The organism is Aminobacter sp. HY435 (assembly GCF_027568395.1).
Lineage (GTDB): Bacteria > Pseudomonadota > Alphaproteobacteria > Rhizobiales > Rhizobiaceae > Aminobacter.
Genome location: NZ_JANKZL010000014.1, coordinates 105,033 through 127,764, shown reverse-complemented (window position 1 = coordinate 127,764; position 22,732 = coordinate 105,033). Strand labels below are relative to the sequence as shown.

The 22,732-nt window shown below is 64.7% G+C and carries 24 protein-coding genes and 1 tRNA gene; 20 read left to right on the top strand and 5 right to left on the bottom strand.

Features of this window, described 5'->3' with window-relative positions; translation table 11 throughout:
• Positions 1–171 precede the first annotated feature (171 nt).
• Positions 172–1,311, top strand: a complete 1,140-nt coding sequence (locus tag PCJ21_RS20375) for an alpha/beta hydrolase (RefSeq protein ID WP_269933269.1) — start codon at positions 172–174, stop codon at positions 1,309–1,311.
• Positions 1,312–1,344: 33 nt separating this feature from the next.
• Here the strand turns inward: PCJ21_RS20375 and PCJ21_RS20370 are convergent, their stop codons facing one another.
• Positions 1,345–2,922: a 5-guanidino-2-oxopentanoate decarboxylase gene (locus PCJ21_RS20370; RefSeq protein WP_269933268.1), complete on the bottom strand. Its 1,578-nt coding sequence runs from the start codon at positions 2,920–2,922 to the stop codon at positions 1,345–1,347.
• Positions 2,919–3,593 (bottom strand): TetR family transcriptional regulator C-terminal domain-containing protein, encoded by a 675-nt coding sequence (locus PCJ21_RS20365; RefSeq protein WP_269933267.1) that lies wholly within the window; start codon positions 3,591–3,593, stop codon positions 2,919–2,921. Before PCJ21_RS20365 ends, PCJ21_RS20370 begins: the two co-directional genes overlap by 4 nt.
• 238 nt (positions 3,594–3,831) lie before the next feature.
• Here PCJ21_RS20365 and PCJ21_RS20360 point away from each other — a divergent pair, with 238 nt between their 5' ends.
• The 6 genes from PCJ21_RS20360 to PCJ21_RS20335 all read left to right on the top strand — a co-directional run bounded on the left by PCJ21_RS20360 (position 3,832) and on the right by PCJ21_RS20335 (position 8,876).
• Positions 3,832–4,644, top strand: a complete 813-nt coding sequence (locus PCJ21_RS20360; protein WP_269933266.1) for an ABC transporter ATP-binding protein — start codon at positions 3,832–3,834, stop codon at positions 4,642–4,644.
• Between the two features lie 91 nt (positions 4,645–4,735).
• The gene (locus tag PCJ21_RS20355) at positions 4,736–5,515 is read left to right on the top strand and encodes a transporter substrate-binding domain-containing protein (protein WP_269933265.1); all 780 of its coding nucleotides are present in this window, start codon (positions 4,736–4,738) and stop codon (positions 5,513–5,515) included.
• A 195-nt stretch (positions 5,516–5,710) separates the two neighbouring features.
• The gene (locus PCJ21_RS20350) at positions 5,711–6,424 is read left to right on the top strand and encodes an ABC transporter permease (protein WP_269933264.1); all 714 of its coding nucleotides are present in this window, start codon (positions 5,711–5,713) and stop codon (positions 6,422–6,424) included.
• Positions 6,421–7,230, top strand: a complete 810-nt coding sequence (locus PCJ21_RS20345) for an ABC transporter permease (protein ID WP_269933263.1) — start codon at positions 6,421–6,423, stop codon at positions 7,228–7,230. The genes PCJ21_RS20350 and PCJ21_RS20345 overlap by 4 nt, the downstream gene beginning before the upstream one ends.
• 4 nt (positions 7,231–7,234) lie before the next feature.
• Positions 7,235–8,260, top strand: a complete 1,026-nt coding sequence (locus tag PCJ21_RS20340) for an Ldh family oxidoreductase (protein WP_269933262.1) — start codon at positions 7,235–7,237, stop codon at positions 8,258–8,260.
• Positions 8,261–8,492: 232 nt separating this feature from the next.
• On the top strand, positions 8,493–8,876 hold the full coding sequence (locus tag PCJ21_RS20335; RefSeq protein WP_269933261.1) for a hypothetical protein: 384 nt from the start codon (positions 8,493–8,495) through the stop codon (positions 8,874–8,876).
• Positions 8,877–9,090: 214 nt separating this feature from the next.
• On the opposite strand, the gene PCJ21_RS20330 is transcribed toward PCJ21_RS20335, so the two are convergent.
• A complete protein-coding gene (locus PCJ21_RS20330) occupies positions 9,091–9,288 on the bottom strand; it encodes a CsbD family protein (RefSeq protein WP_269933260.1) in 198 nt (65 codons plus the stop codon).
• A 242-nt stretch (positions 9,289–9,530) separates the two neighbouring features.
• On the opposite strand from PCJ21_RS20330, the gene PCJ21_RS20325 reads away from it, so the two are divergent.
• Positions 9,531–9,977, top strand: coding sequence for a DoxX family protein (locus PCJ21_RS20325; RefSeq protein WP_269933302.1), 447 nt, complete (start codon positions 9,531–9,533; stop codon positions 9,975–9,977).
• Between the two features lie 149 nt (positions 9,978–10,126).
• The gene (locus tag PCJ21_RS20320; RefSeq protein WP_269933259.1) at positions 10,127–11,098 is read left to right on the top strand and encodes a complex I NDUFA9 subunit family protein; all 972 of its coding nucleotides are present in this window, start codon (positions 10,127–10,129) and stop codon (positions 11,096–11,098) included.
• A 35-nt stretch (positions 11,099–11,133) separates the two neighbouring features.
• Here the strand turns inward: PCJ21_RS20320 and PCJ21_RS20315 are convergent, their stop codons facing one another.
• Positions 11,134–11,940: an undecaprenyl-diphosphate phosphatase gene (locus PCJ21_RS20315; RefSeq protein ID WP_269933258.1), complete on the bottom strand. Its 807-nt coding sequence runs from the start codon at positions 11,938–11,940 to the stop codon at positions 11,134–11,136.
• A gap of 159 nt (positions 11,941–12,099) precedes the next feature.
• On the opposite strand from PCJ21_RS20315, the gene PCJ21_RS20310 reads away from it, so the two are divergent.
• The 11 genes from PCJ21_RS20310 to PCJ21_RS20260 all read left to right on the top strand — a co-directional run bounded on the left by PCJ21_RS20310 (position 12,100) and on the right by PCJ21_RS20260 (position 22,011).
• On the top strand, positions 12,100–12,792 hold the full coding sequence (locus tag PCJ21_RS20310; RefSeq protein WP_269933257.1) for a glutathione S-transferase family protein: 693 nt from the start codon (positions 12,100–12,102) through the stop codon (positions 12,790–12,792).
• Positions 12,773–13,936 (top strand): tRNA epoxyqueuosine(34) reductase QueG, encoded by a 1,164-nt coding sequence (gene queG, locus PCJ21_RS20305; RefSeq protein ID WP_269933256.1) that lies wholly within the window; start codon positions 12,773–12,775, stop codon positions 13,934–13,936. The genes PCJ21_RS20310 and queG overlap by 20 nt, the downstream gene beginning before the upstream one ends.
• Positions 13,933–14,847 (top strand): SDR family oxidoreductase, encoded by a 915-nt coding sequence (locus PCJ21_RS20300; RefSeq protein ID WP_269933255.1) that lies wholly within the window; start codon positions 13,933–13,935, stop codon positions 14,845–14,847. Before queG ends, PCJ21_RS20300 begins: the two co-directional genes overlap by 4 nt.
• A 96-nt stretch (positions 14,848–14,943) precedes the next feature.
• The gene (mepA, locus tag PCJ21_RS20295; protein ID WP_269933254.1) at positions 14,944–16,038 is read left to right on the top strand and encodes a penicillin-insensitive murein endopeptidase; all 1,095 of its coding nucleotides are present in this window, start codon (positions 14,944–14,946) and stop codon (positions 16,036–16,038) included.
• Positions 16,039–16,134: 96 nt separating this feature from the next.
• Positions 16,135–16,518: a methylglyoxal synthase gene (locus PCJ21_RS20290; RefSeq protein WP_269933253.1), complete on the top strand. Its 384-nt coding sequence runs from the start codon at positions 16,135–16,137 to the stop codon at positions 16,516–16,518.
• A 24-nt stretch (positions 16,519–16,542) separates the two neighbouring features.
• Positions 16,543–17,565, top strand: coding sequence for a glucokinase (locus PCJ21_RS20285; RefSeq protein WP_269933252.1), 1,023 nt, complete (start codon positions 16,543–16,545; stop codon positions 17,563–17,565).
• 94 nt (positions 17,566–17,659) lie between these two features.
• Positions 17,660–19,480 (top strand): ABC transporter ATP-binding protein, encoded by a 1,821-nt coding sequence (locus PCJ21_RS20280; RefSeq protein WP_269933251.1) that lies wholly within the window; start codon positions 17,660–17,662, stop codon positions 19,478–19,480.
• A 20-nt stretch (positions 19,481–19,500) separates the two neighbouring features.
• Positions 19,501–20,310 (top strand): 4-hydroxy-tetrahydrodipicolinate reductase, encoded by an 810-nt coding sequence (gene dapB / locus PCJ21_RS20275; RefSeq protein WP_269933250.1) that lies wholly within the window; start codon positions 19,501–19,503, stop codon positions 20,308–20,310.
• Positions 20,311–20,351: 41 nt separating this feature from the next.
• A complete protein-coding gene (locus tag PCJ21_RS20270) occupies positions 20,352–20,969 on the top strand; it encodes a 2,3-bisphosphoglycerate-dependent phosphoglycerate mutase (protein ID WP_269933249.1) in 618 nt (205 codons plus the stop codon).
• A gap of 249 nt (positions 20,970–21,218) precedes the next feature.
• Positions 21,219–21,303, top strand: a tRNA-Leu gene (locus tag PCJ21_RS20265).
• Between the two features lie 198 nt (positions 21,304–21,501).
• Complete coding sequence (locus PCJ21_RS20260) at positions 21,502–22,011, top strand: YbjN domain-containing protein (protein WP_269933248.1); 510 nt, start codon at positions 21,502–21,504, stop codon at positions 22,009–22,011.
• A gap of 238 nt (positions 22,012–22,249) precedes the next feature.
• On the opposite strand, the gene PCJ21_RS20255 is transcribed toward PCJ21_RS20260, so the two are convergent.
• Positions 22,250–22,624, bottom strand: coding sequence for an SPW repeat domain-containing protein (locus PCJ21_RS20255; protein ID WP_269933247.1), 375 nt, complete (start codon positions 22,622–22,624; stop codon positions 22,250–22,252).
• Between the last annotated feature and the right edge of the window lie 108 nt (positions 22,625–22,732).

The following is a 22,732-nucleotide window of genomic DNA, read 5'->3' as shown; positions in this document are numbered from 1 at the left end:
GGGGTTTTTCTTTGCCACTCCATCCGCGCCGCGAGCCAAAAGTGATGCCGGAATGTTTCAGGGTGCTGGCAGAATTCACCAGCCGGCGACCGGTCAGGCGTCTCAACCGTTGCCGACCTGCACAATTGCTGCTCTTAAATCTCGACCAGTTGCCGCAGCGCGAGCCCAAGCATGCCGAATATTCGCCATCTGACCGTCCTTGTGGTGCTGCTGGTCCTGTCGGGATGCGGCGGACGGGCCGTGCTTGGATTGGCCGGCGGCAAGCCGGAAGCATCGGCAAACATCGTCCAGATATTCGTCTCGACGATGCGGGCGCGCTCGGACGACCTGTCGCTGCCCTATTCCGCAGCACGCGCGAAGAGCCTGAACTTTGCGATATTCGACATCGGCATTCCCAAGAACCACGTCATAGGGCGGGTCGAAAAATCCAGCCGCAGACCCGACCCGGCCCGGCATTTTGTCGCCGTGACCTATCAGCCGGTCGACACCAAGCAGAAATTCATCGACGACCTGAACGCTGCCCTGGCCAGGCGTCCGGCATCCGAGCAGGAGATCTTCATCTTCGTGCACGGCTACAACAACAATTTCGCCGACAGCATTTTCCGCAACGCCCAGATCATCAACGACTACCACGTCAAGGCGGTGGCGCTGCACTACGCGTGGCCGTCGGGCGGCTCGCTGCCGCTCTATGTCTACGACCGCGACAGCGCCGCCTACAGCCGCGACGGTCTCGCCGAGACGATCGAGATTGCCGCGCGCACCAACGCCAAGCGCATCACCCTGGTCGGACATTCGATGGGCAGCTACGTGGTGATGGAAGCGTTCCGCAGCCTGGCGCTCAGCAACCGGGCTCAATACCTCAAGCGCCTCAGCGGCGTCATCCTGGCCGCCCCTGATGTCGATATCGACGTCTTCCAGAGCCAGGTGCGCGACATCAAGGACCTGCCGACGCCTTTCACCATCCTGGTTTCCAGGCGCGACCGCGCGCTCGACGTCTCCGGCAGGCTGACCGGCGGCCATCCGCGGGTCGGCAGCGGCGCCGACATTGCCTCGCTTCAGGAAGAAGACATCGTCGTTCTCGACACCTCCGATGTCGACGGTGGCAGTCACGACGTGTTCGCCAGTTCGCCAACCCTGATGGCGCTGGCGTCAAAGGGCGCGCTGACGAGCAATATCGGCGAACGCGGCGAAGGTGCGGCAGGTGAAACGCTGGTTGCCGACGGCACCTCGGTGATCACGGGCGCTGCGTCGCTGGTCATATACCTGCCGGCACGGCTGCTTGGCGTGACCAATGCACCGCTGATCCATTAGCGGGACGGCACCAACGCCTCTCAAGATCAGCGGCTACGCGACGACGATCTCGATCAGGAACGGACGTCCGGTGGCCCTGGCCCCAAGCAGGGCCGGACCAAGCTTCGCTGCTCCGTGGATGCGCTCGGCGGCAATGCCATAGGCTGAAGCGATAGCGATGAAATCCGGCGGCACCGGCGAAACACCGACGGGTTCCACGCCCGCGTCCAGCATCGACGTTTCGATCTCGCGATAGCCGCGGTTGTTCCACACGACGAAGATGACCGGTGCCGGCCCATCCAGCGCCGCGCCAAGTTCCGGCAAGGTGAACTGGAAGCCGCCGTCGCCGCTGAGGCAGACCACGGGCGCATCAGGCACTGCCAGGGCCGCGCCGATGGCCGCCGGCGGACCGTAGCCAAGCGCGCCGTAGCCGGTCGCCGCGTTGAACCAGCCTCCGGGGCGGTCGTGGTCGTAATAGAGATTGGCGGCATAGACCGGCTGGGTCGAATCGCCAACGATCAGCGCACCCGGCAAGGCGTTGCGGATTGTCTCGACCACAGCCACTTGCGCCTGCATGTCAGGACCGATCTCCTGCCAAGCGCCTTCGCGCGCTGATCTTGCCCGATCGGCGCCGTCCGCCGCGCGAGATCGGCTATCAACCACAGCGGCCAGCGCGACCAACGCCGCGCCGGCCTCCGCCTGGACGGAAACCGTCGCCGGTCGGCGTTGCATCTGGGCTGCATCGATGTCGATGCGGATCAGCCGCCTCGGCAGCACAAAGCCGCCATCGCCATACATGTCGTAGTCGGTCGGACCAAATTCGGTGCCGACGGCGATCACCAGGTCAGAATCGGCCATCAGCGCGCGCACCGCCTTGAGGCTCGGGCTCGCCGGCACGTTGAGCTGGTGACCGTGCATCAGCCCGCGTCCGTTGGTGGTGGTGATAACCGGCGCGTCGATCTTGCCGGCAAGTGCGACAAGTGCCGCCTCGGTACGCTTCGCCCCACCGCCCGCCAGAATGAGCGGCCTTTGTGATGCCGCGATCAGGCGCGTCGCAGCCATGATAGAGACGATGTCGGGCACCTGGGTCGCCAAGGTTCGCGATAGCGGCCGCAGCCCTTCCGCCGGCAGTGGCATGACGTCGAGCGGGATCTCGATATGCACCGGCCCCGGACGCCGGGTCGCAAAGATCTCGAACGCTTCGGCGATCGCGCCGGGCAGCTCCGCCGCTTGCACTACCTGCCGCGACGACAGCGCCACTTTTGCCATCATGCCCAACTGGTCCGGCAGTTCGTGCAGGTAGCCGAGCCCCCTGCCGAGTGTCGCGCTGGAGTTGACGCCCGAGATAACCAGCATCGGCACCGAATCCGCGCGCGCCTGCGCCATCGCCGTGATGGTGTTGGTAAGCCCCGGCCCGGTGATGACGAAGGCCACGCCCGGCCGCCCCGAGGCCCGCGCGTAGCCATCGGCCATGAAGCCCGCGCCCTGCTCGTGGCGTGGCGTGACATGGCGGATGCCGGAGCGCGCCAGTCCGCGGTAGAGTTCGATGGTGTGGACACCCGGAATGCCGAACACGGCGTCGACGCCATGCGCCTCCAGCAGCCGGATGAGGGCCTCGCCAATCGTTGTCATGCTACCTCGGCTGCCGGTTCGTTGCGCAGTTTCATGCCAAGCATCGCCTCGACGGAAGCGATGCCGATTGCGGCGAGCTCACCGGTTGCGAACATGTCCTCGGCGAGGCAGCCCTCAATCCACAAACCGTCGATGATGGCGTTGATGGCGATGGCGTGCCGGCGAAGATCATCGTCGCCTGCCCGTCGTCCCGCGGCCTGGAACACTTCGGCCACCAGCGCCTCGACCTCGTCGCGAAATCCGAGATAGCCGGCACGATGGGCCACCCCCAGCGTCGCGTCGGAAGCGGCGCGCCCGATGAAGCTGGCCCAGATCGAAATCGCCCTCAGGTCGACAACCGGCGGCACCAGGCTCGCCTCCACGAAAGCCGCCAACCTCAGCTTTGGCTCCTGCCCGATGCCGGCCAGGGCGGCCTTGGCCATCTCCGTCATGTGCGCCATCGTTGCCGCGTAGGCCGCCTGCAGCAGTTCTTCCTTGCCCGGAAAGTAATGCCGGATCAGCCCGGCGGTGACGCCGGCGCGCAAGGCTATCGCCCGAACCGTCGCTCCCTGCAGGCCCGATTCGGCGACGCAATCCAGCGTCGCCTCGATCAGGTCCTGGCGCCGACGCTCTTCGCCTTCACGGCGGAATTTTCGACGGCTGGCGACCGCCGCTGCCGCTGTTTCGGGCATGTCGAAAGGCCTTCGCTTTTGCTGACACATTCGCCGAATGTCATGTCCGGGATATTTATACACTTGCATAACAACGCAGCAAGTGCCGTAATGGCCGCCATAAGAAGCGGGACGTGGAGCCGTTGACGCCGCAAGGCCGAAGGGTCCATCCTCACCGCCCAGGGGAACATTGCGACGCGACCATGAGCTGCCGGATGCATGCTGACGGGATGACGTATTCGCGCCGGGGCCATCGCTGATGGCTGCCGTGGACGCAGCCCAGCGCCCTGCCCCCGTCGACGGCGTCGCCGCCGAAGCCATTCATGTCGAGAACCTGCACAAGAAGTTCGGCGAACTGCATGTGCTGAAGGGCGTGTCGCTTTCGGCCCGCGATGGCGAGGTGGTGGCGATCATCGGCGGCTCAGGCTCGGGCAAGTCGACGCTGCTGCGCTGCATCAACTGCCTCGAGAACCCGACCAGCGGCATCATCAGGGTCAATGGCGAGCAGATCCGCCTCAAGCCGAACGGCCGCGGCGATAGCATTCCCGCCGACCGGCGCCAGATCGAACGCATCCGCTCGCGGCTCGGCATGGTGTTCCAGAGCTTCAATCTGTGGAGCCACATGACGCTTGTGGAAAACGTCATCGAGGTGCCGGTCCATGTTCTCGGCGTCAGGCGCGCTGACGCGGTCGCGGAAGCCGAACGGCTTCTGGCGCGGGTCGGCCTGGCCGAGAAGCGCGACGTCTATCCGGCCTACCTCTCCGGCGGCCAGCAGCAGCGCGCGGCAATCGCCCGCGCGCTCGCCGTGCATCCGCGCGTCATGCTGTTCGATGAGCCGACCTCGGCGCTCGACCCCGAACTTGTCGGCGAGGTGCTGAAGGTCATCGGCGATCTCGCCCGCGAAGGCCGCACCATGGTGCTGGTGACGCACGAGATGAAGTTCGCCCGCGAGGTGGCAACGCATGTGATCTACCTCTGGAACGGCCAGGTCGAGGAGGAAGGCCCGCCCGAACAGATTTTCGGCGCTCCGAAATCCGAGCGCCTCAAGCAGTTCATCCGCAGCATCGGCTAGCGCGGGCCAGGCCCCAGGAAGGATCACGCGTTATCCGGACGAGCGGACGAAATCACGGGAACGACAAAACAACGAAAGCGGGAGAAACAGCATGAAAGCATTGCTTGCAACAGCGGCCCTGGCGCTTGTCCTTGGCTTGAGCGCCGGCAGCGCCAGCGCACAGGCGATCAAGGTCGGCATGGCGCCCGAGCCCTATCCGCCCTTTGCCTCGCCAGACGCTTCCGGCAAATGGACCGGCTGGGAAATGGACATGATCGAGGCGCTCTGCGCCGAGGCGAAGCTTCAGTGCGAGGTGACGATGACCTCGTGGGACGGCCTGATCCCGGCGCTCAACTCGAAGAAGATCGACGCCATCATCAATTCGATGTCGATCACCGACGAGCGCAAGAAGTCGATCGACTTTTCCGACAAGTACTACAACACCCCGACCGGCATCATCGGCGCGAAGGATTCGAAGTTCGACGCCACGCCGGAAGGGCTGAAAGGCAAGATTCTCGGCGTGCAGGTGTCGACAGTGCATGAGGCCTACGCCAAGAAGCATTTCGGCGACACCGCCGCCGAGATCAAGATCTACCAGACTCAGGACGAGGCCCAGGCCGACCTCGCCGCCGGGCGCATCGACGCCGTGCAGGCCGACTCTTTGTCGCTCAACACCTACCTCGCCACCGATGCGGGCAAGGCCTGCTGCGACATGAAGGGCGACGTCGCCGAAGATCTCGAAGTGCTCGGGCCGGGCGTCGGCGTCGGCCTGCGCCAGGGTGATGCCGAGCTCAAGGACAAGTTCAACGCCGCGATCAAGGGCATCCGCGACAACGGCAAATATGCCGAGATCACCAAGAAGTATTTCGACTTCGACATCTACGGCAAGTGAGGGCGGCGGTGGCCTCCCTCCCCCTTGTGGGGAGGGATAAAGGGTGGGGGTCCTTCGGGCACACCGGGTGCGCGGCAATGCCCCCATCCCTGACCTCTCCCCACAAAGGGGAGAGGAAATGCCCGACCACCTGCAGCTCTCCAAAGGACCACTGACATCGAGCATCTGCTGAGCCCGCTGCTACAGTCCGCGACTGTGGAACTGCTGTCGATCTCCCCGCCCGGCTGGGGCGCGAACCTTTTGCGCGGCCTGGCGAAGTCCGTCCAGATCGCCATCGGCGCATTCAGTCTCGGCATCGTCATCGGCATCAGCGGTGCCTGGGGCAAGCTCTATGGCGGACCGATGGTTCGCGACCTGCTCGGGCTCTACACCACCATCGTTCGCGCCGTGCCCGAACTCGTTCTGATCCTGCTGCTCTACTATGCCGGCACCGACCTCATCAACCGCGCGCTCGGCGGCCTTGGCTACCCGCCGATCGACATCAGCGGCCTGGTCGCCGGCGTCGTCGTGCTCGGCGTCGTCCAGGGCGCCTACGCCACCGAGGTCATCCGCGGCGCCATCCTGTCGATCCCGCAGGGCCAGATCGAGGCGGCGCGCGCCTATGGCATGGCGCCGGGCAAGCTGCTGCGGCGCATCACCCTTCCCGCGATGCTGCCGTTCGCGATACCGGGCCTTGCCAACCTGTGGCTCATCGCCACCAAGGACACCGCTCTTCTCGCCGTCGTCGGCTTCAGCGAACTGACGCAGGAGACGCGGCAGGCGGGTGCGGCGACCAAGGCCTATTTCACCTTCTTTGTCGCCGCCGGGGCGCTCTACCTGCTGCTGACGCTGTTTTCCAATGTCATAATCGGCGCTGTCGAACGCCGGGCGCGGCGCGGCCTGCCGCCCGTGGTGGAGGCCGGGCGATGACCGCTGCCGCTTCCGCCGAGGCAAGAGACGCGATCCGTTCGGAATGGCTGCAGCCGCACCGAATCGTGCTGATGGCGATCGGCGCTGCGCTGGTGCTCTGCGCCATCGTCTTCATGCGCTGGGACTGGCTGCCCAACTATTACGATCTGGCACTGCTCGGCATCTGGCGAACCATCTGGATTCTCGTCGTCACCTGCGTGCTCGGCTTCATGCTGGCGGTTCCGCTCGGCCTTGCCCAGGCAGCCGGACCGTTCTGGCTGGCCTGGCCGGCCAGGGCGTTCTGCACCGTTATCAGGGGAACGCCGCTGCTTCTGCAGCTGTGGCTGCTCTACTACGGGCTGGGCTCGCTGTTTCCGCAGTTCCCGTGGATCAGGCAATCCGAGCTCTGGCCGATTCTGAGGCAGGCATGGCCCTATGCCGTGGTCGCCTTGACGCTGTCCTACGCCGCCTATGAGGGCGAAGTGATGCGCGGCGCGTTTGCCGGCGTCCCGAGAGGTCAACTCGAAGCCGCGCACGCATTCGGCATGAGCCCATGGAAGCGCTTCCGCCGCATCTGGTTGCCCCAGGCCATCCACCGCGCGCTGCCGACACTGGCCGGTGAAACGGTGCTGCAGCTGAAAGCCACGCCGCTGGTCGCCACCATCACTGTCATCGACATCTATGCGGTGGCGTCGCGCGTCAGGCAGGACACGTTCATCGTCTACGAGCCGCTCTTGCTGCTGGCGCTCATCTATCTGATCATCACCGGCATCCTGGTCTTCGGCTTCCGCAAGCTGGAGGCGAAGATTCCGGCCAGACTGGGGTAGGCTCATGACCGCAACCAGGTCCCAAACCGTCACGCTCGGCATCGACGAGGCCAGGGCGCTTTGCATCGCCGCCGCAATTGGCGCGGGCGCCGGCGACGAAACGGCAAGGTCGATTGCCCTTGCCGCGGTTGCCGCCGAGTCCGAGGGACAGGCAAGTGTCGGGCTTTCCCACTATGTAGACTACCTAGAGGCGCTGGAGGCCGGACGCATCGACGGCAAGGCGGAACCTGAGATCAGCCGTCCGGCGCTGGCAATCTACCTCGCCGACGCCAAGGGTGGTGCGGCGCACACGGCCTTCGACCGCTGCTTCGACGACATTGCCAAGGCTGCCAGACTGTTCGGCGTCACCATCTTCTCGCAGAAGAACGCCTATACCTGCGGCTCGCTCGGCTACTTCACCGGCCGGCTGGCGGAAGCCGGACTGGTAGCGCTCGCGGCCACCAACGGCCCGGCTCTCGTCGCTGGCTCGGGCTCGACCAAGCCGGTGTTCTGCACCAACCCGATTTCGCTCGCCGCCCCCGCCGCCGACGGCCCGCCGCTGATCATCGACCAGTCGTCGAGCGCCACTGCCTTCGTCAACGTCCGCAGGGCCGCCGAGGCCGGCGAGGCAATCCCGGAAGGATGGGCGCTTGACGCCAAAGGCAAACCGACCACGGACGCGAAGAAGGCGATGAAGGGCGTGCTTCTGGCCTTTGGCGGCTCACGCGGCGCCAATGTCGCGCTGATGGTCGAGGTTCTGGCGGCCGGCGTTTCCGGCGCCAACTGGTCTGTCGACGCGCCGTCGATCTCGGAAGGCCATCAGACGCCGGGAACCGGCCTGTTCATAGCAGCGCTCGACCCCAAACTGTTCGACCCCGGCTTCGAAATCCGCATGCGCGTTCACCTCGACCGGCTCGCCACCAGGTATGGCGTCCACATTCCCGGTTCGGCCAAGGCAGCGGCACGGCTACGTTCGGACGCCAGCGGCATCACCATTCTAGCTGCCCTGCACGCCCGGATCGCAGAATTCGCGGCCCGGAAGCAAGCCTGAAAACCCTGCACTGACAATGACTTGAGTTCGGCTGGCGCGGCGTCGTTGCGGTCCGGCGAAAAAAATCGTGCGCCGCGATGAACCTTTCGCCGCGCCGCTGCGACCTAGCCATGTCCAGGGCGAGGTGAGCTTGCCCGATCAACCCGGGGGAACCCAAAGCGAAACAACGTTCCGACGCGGCGCCAGAGGCCCGCGCCCCCGAAACGCAACCACGACTTAGGGAAAAATGACCATGAAAACCAAGATCACCATCCTGACTGCAGTGCTTCTCCTTGCCGGCGCCATCGGCAGCGCCAATGCCGCCGGCGGCTTTTCGGCCGGCTCGGGCGGCGGCGACCGTCCTTCCGGCCCGAGCGACTTTTCCGACAAGCCGGGCAACGACAAGCCGTCAGGCCCCGGCGATTTTTCCGACAAGCCCGGCAACGACAAGCCGTCGGGCCCGAGCGGCAAGGCTTCCGCGGACAATGGCGGCGCCACCGAGGACAAGTACTGCAAGAACGGCTCGAGCAAGTTCCCGGATTGCAACGCCAAGTTCATCCAGGAGTGCAAGGCCGCAGGTGGCAACATGTCGGGCCAGCAGGGTTGGGGCGGCAAAACGTGCTGGGAACCCTCCTGACGCCGTGAGGCGACGGCCTCCTCAGCGTCGGTCGTCCGCCTTGTTGTCATCCGGAAAACCCCGCTTCACGCGGGGTTTTCTGCATTGCCGTCCGTTTCACGTGAATCGACGGTGCACTTCGGCCAAGTCCGTGCAGGTCCGGACACGAAAGAACCCCACAAAAGCGGGGCTTCTCGCATGGGGCCGATGTCAGGCCGCCGCACAGGTTCAAAAATCAGTGCCTGGACAACCAGGTGTCGATTTCCTTTTCGGCATCCTCCCGCGCCTTGCCATAACGGGCCTGGAGCTTGCCGGCGAGTTCCTTGCGCTTGCCCTTGATGACGTCGAGATCATCGTCGGTCAGCTTGCCCCACTGGGTCTGGACCTTGCCCTTGAACTGCTCCCAATTGCCTTCGATCTGGTTCCAATTCATCGCGCATCTCCTTTTCGGGTCGTTGCTCGTCTCTTGGGGTGAATCTCAGGCACGGCGGTCGGCCGCGCTGGAGGATGAACGCCGGCGGCGCGGCGGGGGTTCCGAAGCCTAAAACATGACTACTTCAATCATCTTTCGTTCAAACCTTGTTGACTTGACCGTGAGCCGCGCAGTCGGGCGTTGCTGCATTGCACGTCCACAATCGCTTCGCCCCCCTGAAACCGGAGACCTGACCCTTGACCATGACGACCGAAAAAAGCGGCCGCCGTCTTTTCATTCCCACCCTTGGGAGCGTCTACGCCGCGCTGCACGATTCCGCCGAAACGATCCTGCGCGTGGTTGCCGGCGTCGCGCTCGTCACGCACGGCCTCGGCAAGATCGGCGATCCGTTCGGCGCCAGCGGGATGGTCGAGTCGCTCGGCTTCTATCCGGGCGCATTCTGGTCCCTGCTGTTGTCCTGCACCGAGTTCTTCGGCGGCATCCTGATCGCCGTCGGCCTGTTGACCCGGCCCGCATCCTTCGCCGCCATGATCGTCCTGCTGGTCACAGTCTGGTTCCATTGGATCACCATGGGGCAGGGCTATTCGGGCGCCGAGAAGTCGATCCTGTGGGCCGCGATCTTCCTGTTCTTTGCCGTTCGCGGCGGCAATCGCCACTCGCTCGACGCGCGCTTCAGCCGCGAATTCTGACCCCTTCTGCCGATTGCCTCCCAAGGCCAGCCACCGCCCGCGCCACATCGGCGCGGGCCGCTCTTGCCGGTCGCTCAAAGATTGCCTTTTTCTCGAAACGGGCTAAGAAACGCTGACAATCAGCCCTTCAGGCGCCACCGGAGCCAGCGATGACCGAAATCCTCCAGACCCCGCCACTCGTCACCGTGTTTGGCGGCTCCGGCTTCCTTGGCCGCAGTGTCGTGCGGGCCCTGGCCAAGCGCGGCTATCTGGTGCGTGTCGCCTGCCGCCGTCCCGATCTCGCCAATTTCGTCCAGCCGCTCGGCAATGTCGGACAGGTCCAGCCGGTCCAGGCAAACCTGCGCGTACGCTGGTCCATCGACCGCGCCGTTCAGGGCGCTTCGCACGTCATCAACCTCGTCGGCATCCTGCATGAGGGCGGACGCCAGCGCTTCTCGACCGTGCACGAATTCGGTGCCCGCGCCGTGGCCGAAGCGGCACGCGCCGCCGGCGCGACGCTGACCCATGTCTCGGCGCTCGGCGCCAGCGAATCCTCGCCGTCCATCTATGCGCTGACCAAGGCGCGCGGCGAGCAGGCCGTGCTCGCGACCAAGCCCGACGCGGTGATTTTCCGCCCGTCGATCGTGTTCGGCCCCGAAGACGCGTTCTTCAATCGCTTCGCCAACATGGCCCGTTTCTCACCGGCGTTGCCACTGATCGGCGGCGGCGAAACCCGCTTCCAGCCGATCTATGTCGGCGACGTCGCCGAAGCGATCGCGCGGGCCGTCGACGGCAAGGTTGCTTTCGGCAAGATCTACGAGATCGGCGGGCCTCAGGTGCTGACCTTCAAGCAGTGCCTTGAAGAAATGCTCGAGGTCATCGAGCGCAAGCGAATCCTGATGCCGGTGCCGTGGTGGGCCGCCGAACTTCAGGCATCGGTGCTTGGCCTGCTGCCCAACCCGCAGTTGACCAAGGATCAGGTGACGCTCTTGCGTTCCGACAATGTCGTGTCGAAGCAGGCGCAGGACGAAGGCCGCACCATTGCCGCTTTGGGCATCGCACCGAAGTCGACGGCAACGATCCTGCCGAGCTATCTGTGGCGCTACCGCGCCGCCGGCCAGTTCTCCAAGTCGGAAGCCTGAGCACCCCACCCCTGCCCAAGGGGAGGGGAACCTGCTCAGCCCCAGACCATCAGTGCGATCAGGCCAACGCCACCGACCAGCAACCGCCACCAGCCGAACAGCGCATAGCCGTTGCGCGAGACGTAATCGAGCAGGTGGCGGACGACGAACAGTGCAGTGACGAAGGCAGCGATGAAGCCGACGGAAATCACCGGCAGGTCGGCTGCCGACAGGATGCCGCGGTTCTTGTAGAGGTCGTAGGCGAACGCGCCGGCCATTGTCGGCATGGCGAGGAAGAACGAGAACTCCGCCGCGGCGCGCTTTTCCACGCCCATCAGCAACGAGCCGACGATGGTGGCGCCGGAGCGCGAGGTGCCCGGGATCATCGCCAGGCACTGGAACAGGCCGATCTTCAGATAGACCGACAGTGGGAACTTGGTAACGTCGCCATAGCGCGGCTTGAGGTCGAGCCTGTCGAGGAACAGCAGCACGATGCCGCCCAGGATCAGCATGATGCAGATCAGCCTTGGCGATTCGAACAGCACAGTCTTGATGAAGTCGTGCGCCAGCGCGCCGATCAGCGCCGCCGGCAGGAAGGCGATGAGAATGCCAGCGACGAAGCGCTGGGTGGTCGGGTCACGCGGCAGGTCGATCAGCATTTTCCAGAGCCGGGCCCAATAGACCGACAGGATCGCCAGGATGGCGCCGAGCTGGATCAGGATCTCGAAGGTCTTGCCGGTCGAATTGAAGCCGAGGAAATGGCCGGCGAGCAGGATATGGCCGGTCGACGACACCGGAATGAATTCGGTCAGCCCCTCGAGCAAGCCAAGCAGCAGCGCATCGAATATTGACTGGCTATCCATCAGGTCCCCGCGATAACGTTCATTCGCGATTGCTTGTCACGGGGCGGAAGTCACCCTATAGGTCGGGTCGCCCGAGAGCCCGGCGTACCGGGCCCAGAAGCTCTAGCGGCGCGGCAGGCGATTCGCCAGAGCACCAACGATCACGAATTTCGCAGGACCATGCTGACGCTTTTCCACCACCCCATGTTCGCGACATGCCGTTTCGTCCGTCTGGCGTTCGGCGAGTATGGCGAGGAGTTGGCCCTGATCGAAGAAAAGCCGTGGACGCGGCGCAAGGAGTTCCTGGCGCTCAATCCGGCGGGAACGCTACCGGTCCTGCTGGCCGAGGGTGATGTGCCGATCGTCGGCGCCATGATCATTTCCGAGTACATCGACGAAACACGCGGCGTGCTGAAACGCGAGCGCCGCCTGTTCGCCGAGGACCCGATGGAACGGGCCGAAATCCGACGCCTGACCGATTGGTACCTGACCAAGACCGAGAGCGAAGTGACGCGGCACCTGGTGCGCGAGCGCGTGCTGAAGCCGCACATGCCCGAGGCCGCCGGCGGCGGTTCGCCCGATTCGGGCGCCATTCGCGCCGCCCGCGCCAATATTCGCCAGCACATGAAATACACCAACTGGCTGGCCGGCACGCGCCACTGGCTGGCAGGCCCGCGCATCACCTATGCCGACCTGGCCGCCGCCGGCGCACTTTCGGTGCTGGATTACCTCGGCGAGATCGACTGGCGCGAATATTCCTCGGCGCGCGAATGGTACACCCGCGTCAAGTCGCGCCCTTCATTCAGGCCCCTGCTCGCCGACCGGGTACGCGGGCTAACCCCGGCATCGCATTATGCGGACCTCGACTTCTGAGACGGCGCTACGCCGGCTGATCGAACACGAGGCCAAACGCGCCGGCTTCGCCGCCGTCGCCGTGACGCGCCCCGACGCGATCCCGCTCGCCCCGGCCCGCCTTGCGCAGTTCGTCGAAGAAGGGCTTCACGGCTCGATGGACTGGATGGCCGAAACGCTCGAACGACGCTCGGCGCCATCGGCGCTGTGGCCAGACGTGCGCTCGATCATCGTGTTCGCCATGAACTACGGACCAGACACCGACCCGCGCGCATTGCAGGCTCAAACCGATCGCGCCGCAATCTCGGTCTACGCCCGCAACCGCGACTATCACGACGTGATGAAAGGCCGGCTCAAGGAGATCGCCGGCAAGATCGTTGCGCGCGCCGGCGGCGACGTGAAGGTGTTCGTCGACACCGCACCAATCATGGAAAAGCCGCTGGCCGAATCCGCAGGGCTCGGCTGGCAGGGCAAGCACACCAACCTCGTCAGCCGCGAATTCGGCTCGTGGCTGTTCCTCGGCACCATCTTCACCACCGCCGAGCTCGAACCGGACGAAGCAGAAATCGACCGTTGCGGTTCCTGCCGGGCCTGTCTCGACGCCTGCCCGACCGGGGCATTCCCGGCGCCCTACCGGATCGACGCGCGGCGCTGCATCTCCTACCTGACCATCGAGAACAAGGGTCCGGTCCCGGTCGAATTCCGCGAGAAGATCGGCAACCGCATCTACGGATGCGACGACTGCCTGGCCGCCTGCCCGTGGAACAAGTTCGCCCAGGCCGCCTCGGAGGCGAAGCTGGCCGCCCGCGACGACCTGCGCGAGCCACGCCTCGCCGAACTGATCCTGCTCGACGACGCTTCGTTCCGCAGCTTCTTTTCCGGTTCCCCGGTCAAGCGCATCGGTCGCGACCGCTTCATCCGCAACGTGCTCATCGCTGCCGGAAACTCCGGCGAAAGCGGATTGATCGCCCCGTGCAGGGCGTTGGTTGCCGATGCCTCGCCGCTGGTTCGCGGCGCTGCTGTCTGGGCATTGTCGCGGCTGACCGGCGCGGCAACGCTGAAGGCTCTTGCACAAGACGCCCTGAAAGCGGAAACCGAAGAATACGTCGTCGCGGAATGGAATGCGGCGCTGACCCTAGCTGAACCGCAACGGACGCAGGCATGACCGGGCAGAACATCTTCATCTTCGGCGCCGGCTATTCCGGCAAGGCGTTCGGCAAGGCCGCGCCGAACGGCGTGCACGTCGCCGGCACGACACGGTCGCGCGACAAGTTCGCCGCGCTGCAGGCCGCCGCCATCGAGCCGCTGCTGTTCGACGGCCACATGACGCCAGAGATCCGGGCAAGGCTTGCCGAAACCACCCAGCTCGTCGTCTCCGCCGCTCCCGGCGATGCCGGCGATCCGGTGCTCGACGCCGCCCGGGACGCCATCGTCCATCACATGCCGCGCCTGCGCTGGATCGGCTATCTGTCGACCGTTGGCGTCTATGGCGACCATGGCGGCAAGTGGATCGACGAGACGGCCGACTGCCACCCGAAATCGGGCCGCTCGCGGGCACGGCTCGAAGCGGAGCAGCAGTGGCATGAACTCGGCGAAGAGGCTGGCCGCCCGGTAGCGATCCTGCGCCTGTCAGGCATCTACGGACCCGGCCGCAATGCCTTCGTCAATCTCGAAAACGGCACCGCCAAGCGACTGGTGAAGCAGAACCAGGTGTTCAACCGCATCCATGTCGAAGACATATCGGGCGCACTCTGGCATCTGATCGACGCCGACCGCGGCGGCATCTTCAACGTCACGGACGACGAACCGGCGCCACCGCAGGACGTGGTCGCCTATGCCGCACAACTGATGGGCGTCGACGCGCCGCCGGAAATTCCGTTCGAGACCGCCCAACTTTCGCCCATGGCGCGGTCCTTCTATGGCGAGAACAAGCGAGTCGCCAACACCGAGATCAGGGCCACGGGCTATGATTTCCGCTATCCGAACTATCGCGCCGCATTCGACCGGATGTGGGCCGAGGGCAGCTGGCGCGGCGAAGGCGAAAGCGACAAACGCAGCCCGATGCGGCAGGGATAGGCCGCATCGGAGCGGACAATTGATAGGGGTGGACCGCGCCGATTTTACCTTTCGGTAACCACGGCGACGCAAGGTCTTCGGAGAGGATTGGACCCCATGACGACATTTTTCAGCGGATTTCTGGGCAAGGCGGCACGGCTTGCCATGGCGGCGGCCACGTTCGGCCTGATTGGGCTCGACATGCAGGTGGCCAGCGCCTCGGAACTGGCGAAGGACCTGTTCGGCGCGAAGAAATTGCCGGCGGCGATCACTGCCCGCTCCTATGGCTTCTATTCCAAGGGCTGCTTCTCCGGCGGCGTGGCGATCGCCACCGACGGCCCGACCTGGCAGGCGATGCGGCTGTCGCGCAACCGCCGCTGGGGCCATCCGACGATGATCGCGCTGATCGAAAAGCTGTCGCGCGACGCCACCGCCGATGGCTGGCCGGGCCTGTTGCTTGGCGACATCTCGCAGCCGCGCGGCGGGCCGATGCTGACCGGCCACGCCTCGCACCAGATCGGCCTCGACGCCGACATATGGTTCACGCCGATGCCCGACCGCAGGCTGTCGCCGACCGAGCGCGAGAACATGAGCGCGGTGTCGATGGTCAACGAGAAGACCCATCTCGTCATCGAAAAGCGCTGGACGCCGGCACATGCGCGCCTGCTCGAACGCGCGGCCAGCTATCCGGAAGTCGAGCGCATCCTGGTCAATCCCGGCATCAAGAAGAAACTCTGCGAGACGGTCACCGGCGACCGCTCCTGGCTGCGCAAGGTTCGCCCGTTCTGGGGCCACGATTATCATTTCCACGTCCGCATCGGCTGCCAGCCGGGCTCGAAGGGGTGCAAGGAGCAGGACGCGACGCCACGTGGCGACGGCTGCGACAAGTCGCTGGCGTGGTGGTTCACCGAAGAACCATGGCGACCGGCGACCGGCCCGGCCAAACCCAAGGCGCGCGACATCATGACGATGGCCAGCCTGCCCAAGGAATGCCGCGCCGTCCTCGACGCACCCTCACCGGTCAACGAGGCCGCCGTGACCTACCACGGCCCCGGCGGCAGCGACTATGCGGCAACGCCTGCGCCGGCAGCGCCAGCGGTCGCCGAAACGCCAGTCATCACCGACCCGGGCGTTCCTGCGACGGCAAACGCCTTTGTTCCCAGGCCATCGGTCGACATTCCGCTGCCGCGGCCGCGCCCGACGAACAAATAGGGCCGAGCCGATGAGGCGTTTGACCTGGCGCTTCCAAAGCTGCACAAATCGGTCTATTGAATTCAACCGATTTAGCCTGCCCTGGATGCGCCGATAGTGACACCCGCCTTGCGCCTCGCCCTGATTGCCCACGACGAGAAGAAGGCTGACCTCGTCGCCTTCGTCGGCGACCACGCCGAGTTCCTCAAGACGTGCCACATCGTCGCCACCGGCACGACCGGCCAGCGCATCATGGCGGCATGCCCCGGGCTGAACCTGACGCCGCTCAAGAGCGGGCCTCTCGGCGGCGACCAGCAGATCGGCGCGCTGATCAGCGAAGGCAAGATCGACCTGCTGATCTTCTTCGTTGATCCGCTGACGCCGATGCCGCATGACGTCGATGTGAAGGCGCTGATGCGGCTTGCCATCGTTTACGACATTCCCATGGCGTTGAATCGGGCGACAGCCGAGATCATGCTGGAAAACCAAGAAAACGGCTGAAGGCCTCCGGGGACGAATTCGGGAATGTCACATTCTGCAGAACAGGCGCAGGCGCTTCCCTTCCCGATCCTGATCGGCGACATAGGCGGCACCAATGCCCGCTTCGCCATTGTCGAGAGCGCCGACAAGGAAGCTGGCGAACCGCGCATCGTCCAGACCGCGAGTTACGCCACCATCGACGACGCTATCCTCGCCGTGCTCGAGGGATCTTCGGTGCGGCCGCGATCGGCGGTGCTCGCTGTTGCCGGCCCGGTCGAGGGCGAGGAGATCGCGCTGACCAACTGCCCGTGGGTGGTCAGGCCACGGCAGATGTTTTCGACCATCGGCCTTTCCGACATCCTGGTGCTCAACGACTTCGAGGCGCAGGCGCTGGCCGTTGTCGCACTCGGCGACGAACACATGGAAAAGATCGGCGGCGGCGAGCCTGAAGCGGGCGCTGCCCGCGTCGTGCTCGGGCCCGGCACCGGGCTTGGCGTTGCGGGCCTCATCCATGCGCTCGGCCGCTGGATCCCGGTTCCAGGCGAAGGCGGTCACATGGACATCGGGCCGCGTTCTCCGCGCGATTTCGAAGTGTTCCCGCATATCGACAAGCTCGATGGCCGGATTTCAGGCGAGCAGATCCTGTGCGGCCGCGGGCTGGTCAACACCTACCGCGCCGTGGCCAAGGCCGATGGCAATGCGCCTGTCCTCAATCAGCCTGCACAGGTCACTGCCGCCGCGCTCGATGGCAGCGACCCGATCGCCGTCGAGGCGCTGGAGTTGTTCGTCACCTGCCTCGGCCGCACCGCCGGCGACCTCGCTCTGGTGTTCAAGAGCAAGGGCGGGGTGTTCCTCACCGGAGGCATCGCCCAGAAGATCGTGCCGGCATTGACAAAGGGCAGTTTCCGCGAAGCCTTCGAGGACAAGGCGCCGCATCAGGAGCTGATGGCCTCGATGCCCGTCTATGTCATCACTCATCCGCTCGGGGCTCTGGCGGGGCTCGCCGCCTACGCGCGCAATCCCCTGCTGTTCGGCATAGAGACCGGAGACCGGCGCTGGACAGCCTGAAAGGGCGGCAGGTCTGCGGCCAAAAGGCGGTTTCACAGCCGAACGTCATGCTTTATGAGGGACGCAGTTTCCGCGTTCCCACAGGATCACCTGTTTGTCCAATGACCAGAATCTGACGGCCAAGGCCGCACCTAGCGATATCGTTGCCGTCATCCGGCGCGTCGCAAAGGAAAATGGCCGCGACTACATCTGGCACTATGGCCTGGCCGCCGCTTTCCTGCTCACCATCGCAGGAACCACCGCGTTCACGGCCTGGGTCATGCGCGACGTCGTCAACCAGATCTTCTACGAGCGGCGCGCCGACCTGATCGCCCCGATCTGCCTGTCGATCGTTGTGGCTTTCGGCATTCGCGGCGCCGCCACCTATGGCCAGGCCGTCGTGCTCGCCAAGGTCGGCAACAACCTGATCGCCCGCTACCAACGCCGCATGTTCGATCACCTGATGAACCTCGGCATGGACTTCTACTCGTCGCAGCGATCGGCGCAGCTCGTGGCCCAGGTCAGCTCGAATGTCGGCGGTGTGCGCGACCTGCTCAACATCCTGGTCACTTCGATCGCCCGCGATGCCGTGACCTTGCTCTCGCTGATCGGGGTCATGATCTACCAGGACCCGATGCTGTCGCTGATCGCCTTTTTGATCGGGCCGCCGCTGGTGTTTGCGGTCAACTATCTGGTGCGCCGGCTGCGCCGCCTGAACCGCGAAGCCATTCTGGTCAATTCGCGGCTGTTCGGCTCGATGCAGGAGGCTGTGCAGGGGATCGCCATCGTCAAGGCCTTCACCATGGAGGGCCAGCTGTCCAAGCGCATGGGCGACCTGGTCACCGATGTCGAAGCGCGCTCCAACAAGATTGCCCGCGTTTCCGAGCGCCTGTCCCCTATCTCGGATATGCTTGCCGGTTTCGTCATCGCCGCCGTCATCGGCTATGCAGGCTATCGCGCGACGGTGAGCGCGGTACCACCAGGCGCGGTCATTTCCTTCATCACCGCGCTAATCCTCGCGTATGATCCGGCCCGCCGCCTGGCGCGCACCCAGGTGGGCCTCGAAGGCGCTCTCGTCAACACCCGCATGCTCTATGAAATTCTCGACACGCCGCCGCGCCAGGAAGACCGCACCAGCGCGGCGAAGATTCGGGTTGATAGAGGTGACATCCGCTTCGAACGCGTTTCGTTTGCCTACGGCCCGGATGTTCCGGTTCTGCGCCAGCTCAGCTTCACCGCCGCCGGCGGCAAGACCACGGCCATCGTCGGCGCCTCAGGTGCGGGCAAGTCGACGCTTGTTGCCCTGCTGCAGCGCTTCTACGATGTCGACGACGGTCGCATCACCATCGACGGCCAGGACATCAGGGGCGTGACCAAGCATTCGCTGCGCCAGTCGATCGCCTATGTTTCGCAGCATCCGTATCTGTTTGAAGGCAGCATCGCCGATAACATCCGCTACGGTCGTCCCGACGCCACCGACCCGGAAATATATGATGCGGCGGCCAAGGCCTTCGCCGACGATTTCATCCGCGAGCAGCCCAGGGGCTACGACACCCCGGTTGGAGAAAGCGGATCGACCCTTTCAGGCGGACAGCGCCAGCGCGTCTCCATCGCACGGGCTCTCGTGCGCAACGCACCGATCCTGCTGCTCGACGAAGCTACCTCCGCACTCGACAACGAGTCCGAGGCGCGCGTTCAGGCCGCACTTTCCACAGCCACCAGGGGACGCACCACCATCGTCATCGCCCACCGCCTGTCGACTGTGATCAACGCCGACCATATCGTGGTGCTTGACGAGGGCTGCTTGATCGAAGAAGGCACGCATGCCGCGCTGATGGCCGATCCCAACAGCGTCTATGCTCGCTTCCACAATCTGCATGACGAAGCGGGCCTTGGCCTGGTCGACGATACGATGGAAACTGAACGACTGCCGTAAACTGCCGCGGGGAGCGAACGATGAGCGAGATGGGTCTTGTTGTGGTCGGCGCCGCCGGCCGGATGGGCCAGGTGCTGCTGCGCACCGTGCATGCCATGAACGGGGTCCGCGTCGTTGGCGCGATCGAACGCGAAGGCTCGCCGCATCTCGGCAAAGACGCCGGCGAGCTTGCCGGCATCGGCATCATCAACGTCGCCATGACAGACGACCCGCTGGCGGCCTTCGCCAAGGCTGACGGCGTGCTCGACTTCACCGTGCCGGCCGCCACTGTCGAATTCGCCGGCTATGCAGCCCAGGCACGCATCGCGCATGTCATCGGCACCACCGGCTGCTCGGCCGAGGACGACGCCAAGATCGCCGCTGCGGCGCGCCACGCAACGATCGTCAAGTCGGGCAACATGAGCCTCGGCGTGAACCTTCTGTCGGTGCTGGTCGAAAAGGCGGCACAGGCACTTGGGCCGGACGATTTCGACATCGAAATCCTCGAGATGCACCACCGCCACAAGGTCGACGCCCCTTCCGGCACCGCGCTTCTGCTCGGCGAAGCAGCCGCGCACGGCCGCCAGATCGCACTGGCCGAGACCAGCGTGCGCGTGCGCGACGGCCATACCGGTGTGCGCGAGGCCGGCACCATAGGTTTCGCCACGCTGCGCGGCGGCTCGGTGGTCGGCGAGCATTCGGTCATCCTCGCCGGTTCGGGCGAACGCATCGTCATGTCGCACCTGGCCGAAGACCGCTCGATCTTCGCCCGCGGCGCCGTCAAGGCGGCACTCTGGGCGCATGGCCGCAAGCCCGGCCTCTATTCGATGCGCGACGTGCTCGGCCTGTAGTTGACCCCATTTCTCATCCCAACACATCCAAGGGAGCAAACATGTCCGGAACACTCGTGCTCGTGCGCCACGGCCAGAGCGAATGGAACCTCAAGAACCTGTTCACCGGCTGGCGCGATCCCGGCCTGACCGAGCAGGGCCACGCCGAGGCAAAGGCCGCCGGTGAGAAGCTCAAGGCGCGCGGGCTGAAGTTCGACATCGCCTTCACCTCGGCGCTGTCGCGCGCCCAGACCACCTGCCAGCACATCCTCGACGTGCTCGGACAGAGCGATCTCAGGACCATCCGCAACGCGGCCCTCAACGAGCGCGACTATGGCGACCTCAACGGCCTCAACAAGGATGACGCCCGCGCCAAGTGGGGCGAGGAGCAGGTCCATATCTGGCGTCGTTCCTACGACACCCCGCCCCCCGGCGGCGAAAGCCTGAAGGACACCGGCGCACGCGTCTGGCCCTACTACATGCACGACATGCAGAAGCACGTGCTGTCGGGCGGCACCGTGCTGGTCGCGGCGCACGGCAATTCGCTGCGCGCGCTGATCATGGCGCTCGAGGGCATTTCGGGACCCGACATCGTCAAGCTCGAACTCGGGACCGGCGTGCCGATCGTCTACAAACTCAACGCCGATTCGACCGTCGCGTCGAAGGACGTGCTGGGCTGACCGAGCTCGCTCCGGCTTGTTGATTCTGCGCATCGTGCTTTCCGAAAGCCGATTCCGCTATTCGCGCCGATGCGATGGAGCCGCCCGGTTCGCCAGCGGCCCAAGCCTCTTCGGACGCAGGGCCTTTGTGCCCCTGCGTCATGCAGCAGGCCGCGCTGCGACAAATCCGGCCCGTTGCAACATTCGTCGGCAAAAGCAGAAAAAGCGCGTTGACACAGTCGCTTCGCCCGCTTACATCAGCGCCCACCAGCCCAGATGGCGGAATTGGTAGACGCGCACGGTTCAGGTCCGTGTGCCGCGAGGCGTGGAGGTTCGAGTCCTCTTCTGGGCACCAGTTTCCAAGGTCAAGCCAAAGCTTGACTTCTTGTTTGGACAAGACTTCAAAGCCCGGCTCGTCAGAGCCGGGCTTTTTGGTTTCCGGCGCCCCGGCAACGCGATCCACCAAACAGACGACTTTGTGGCCTCCTGCCGTCAGTGCTAATATGAGGTTACTCTAATATTAGATCGTCCAACCTTTCGAGGAGGCACGATGATGCTGCGCTGTGCACTCGCGGCTGGTACGCTGACCGTTCTGCTGGCCTCCAATGCAGCCGCCGAGACCATCGTCCGCGTGCAGGACCGACCAGCCGTTCCGGACGCCACCTTGCTCGACGGCATAACCATCGCCGAAATGGAGGCGATCATGACCAAGGCCGGCTACCAGGCCAAGGTCGGCGTCGATGGCGACAACCTACCGGTTATCGATTCCAAGGCGTCGGGCATGAAGTTCTGGGTCTACTTCTACAATTGCGACGGAGAACCGCAAAAATGTCGTCGCGTTCAGTTCCAGAGCAGCTTCAAGACCGATGAGGCGATGCAAAAGAAGGCGCTCGACTGGAACAACAAGAAGGTTGCCGGTCGCGCCTCAAACGACAGGGACAACACCTATTTCGATTATCTCATTGATGCCGGCGGCGGCGTGTCGCCCGATAACCTGTCGCAGAATCTCGAACGCTTCGATACGCTGATGAGCGAGTTCACTGGGTACATCGGCTGGCGCTGACCTGCCTGCCGCGGACACGCCTTTGCGCGGCGTCCGGCCGTAGACCATGCGCCATCATGGTCGACCCAGTCGGCTGTTCCGAACGACATCCGGCGAGCCCTGACGCGTCATGCGCTTGCGACCGACAAACTTCGCGCGGCTCAAAGGCTTGGCAATTGCCCAGCGTAGAATGTTCTGGAGCGGTGCATCGGCCCGAGATCGACTGCGCTTCGGACCGATGCGCCGACGTCCCGATGATCTAGCCGTCCAGGCTACGGTTGCGGTCCTGCCAAAGCTCCAGGATGGCAAGAGCGGCCACGCCGGCGCCGAACGCGACGTGCCAGCCGCGCAGCGGTGCTCCGTACTGGAACACGAATGGCTGCACCATCATCCAGATACCCAAGAACAGCGACAGGATTTCTTCCCAGCGCCTCAGGAATATCTGTTCGAGACCGGACAGCACGACGATCGCGGCGCCAACCAGCGCAGTGACGGCCATCATCGTCGGCATGCTGGTTTCCTTGAACCACAGAGGTGACACGATAATCGCCGCACCGAGGATCATCGAGAGCACATCCTCCCAACGCCGGTGCTTCAAGAGTCCCAGGGACTCCATTCTATCAAGGGTTGCCATGACGAAAAATCCTCTCAGGCTACGTTCGAGTTACGCTCGAGCGCCCGTGAGGACTACGTGCCTGCGAACTCCTCGACGGGCGTTCTTCGCACTGGGAATATTATCTCA

What these genes read in the sequence shown, in the direction of transcription:
- PCJ21_RS20375 (WP_269933269.1), top strand. Translation starts at nt 172, where the DNA reads ATGCCGAATATTCGCCATCTGACCGTCCTTGTGGTGCTGCTGGTCCTG.
- PCJ21_RS20370 (WP_269933268.1), bottom strand. Translation starts at nt 2,922, where the DNA reads ATGACAACGATTGGCGAGGCCCTCATCCGGCTGCTGGAGGCGCATGGC.
- PCJ21_RS20365 (WP_269933267.1), bottom strand. Translation starts at nt 3,593, where the DNA reads ATGCCCGAAACAGCGGCAGCGGCGGTCGCCAGCCGTCGAAAATTCCGC.
- PCJ21_RS20360 (WP_269933266.1), top strand. Translation starts at nt 3,832, where the DNA reads ATGGCTGCCGTGGACGCAGCCCAGCGCCCTGCCCCCGTCGACGGCGTC.
- PCJ21_RS20355 (WP_269933265.1), top strand. Translation starts at nt 4,736, where the DNA reads ATGAAAGCATTGCTTGCAACAGCGGCCCTGGCGCTTGTCCTTGGCTTG.
- PCJ21_RS20345 (WP_269933263.1), top strand. Translation starts at nt 6,421, where the DNA reads ATGACCGCTGCCGCTTCCGCCGAGGCAAGAGACGCGATCCGTTCGGAA.
- PCJ21_RS20340 (WP_269933262.1), top strand. Translation starts at nt 7,235, where the DNA reads ATGACCGCAACCAGGTCCCAAACCGTCACGCTCGGCATCGACGAGGCC.
- PCJ21_RS20335 (WP_269933261.1), top strand. Translation starts at nt 8,493, where the DNA reads ATGAAAACCAAGATCACCATCCTGACTGCAGTGCTTCTCCTTGCCGGC.
- PCJ21_RS20330 (WP_269933260.1), bottom strand. Translation starts at nt 9,288, where the DNA reads ATGAATTGGAACCAGATCGAAGGCAATTGGGAGCAGTTCAAGGGCAAG.
- PCJ21_RS20325 (WP_269933302.1), top strand. Translation starts at nt 9,531, where the DNA reads ATGACGACCGAAAAAAGCGGCCGCCGTCTTTTCATTCCCACCCTTGGG.
- PCJ21_RS20320 (WP_269933259.1), top strand. Translation starts at nt 10,127, where the DNA reads ATGACCGAAATCCTCCAGACCCCGCCACTCGTCACCGTGTTTGGCGGC.
- PCJ21_RS20315 (WP_269933258.1), bottom strand. Translation starts at nt 11,940, where the DNA reads ATGGATAGCCAGTCAATATTCGATGCGCTGCTGCTTGGCTTGCTCGAG.
- PCJ21_RS20310 (WP_269933257.1), top strand. Translation starts at nt 12,100, where the DNA reads ATGCTGACGCTTTTCCACCACCCCATGTTCGCGACATGCCGTTTCGTC.
- queG (WP_269933256.1), top strand. Translation starts at nt 12,773, where the DNA reads ATGCGGACCTCGACTTCTGAGACGGCGCTACGCCGGCTGATCGAACAC.
- PCJ21_RS20300 (WP_269933255.1), top strand. Translation starts at nt 13,933, where the DNA reads ATGACCGGGCAGAACATCTTCATCTTCGGCGCCGGCTATTCCGGCAAG.
- mepA (WP_269933254.1), top strand. Translation starts at nt 14,944, where the DNA reads ATGACGACATTTTTCAGCGGATTTCTGGGCAAGGCGGCACGGCTTGCC.
- PCJ21_RS20285 (WP_269933252.1), top strand. Translation starts at nt 16,543, where the DNA reads ATGTCACATTCTGCAGAACAGGCGCAGGCGCTTCCCTTCCCGATCCTG.
- dapB (WP_269933250.1), top strand. Translation starts at nt 19,501, where the DNA reads ATGAGCGAGATGGGTCTTGTTGTGGTCGGCGCCGCCGGCCGGATGGGC.
- PCJ21_RS20270 (WP_269933249.1), top strand. Translation starts at nt 20,352, where the DNA reads ATGTCCGGAACACTCGTGCTCGTGCGCCACGGCCAGAGCGAATGGAAC.
- PCJ21_RS20260 (WP_269933248.1), top strand. Translation starts at nt 21,502, where the DNA reads ATGCTGCGCTGTGCACTCGCGGCTGGTACGCTGACCGTTCTGCTGGCC.
- PCJ21_RS20255 (WP_269933247.1), bottom strand. Translation starts at nt 22,624, where the DNA reads ATGGCAACCCTTGATAGAATGGAGTCCCTGGGACTCTTGAAGCACCGG.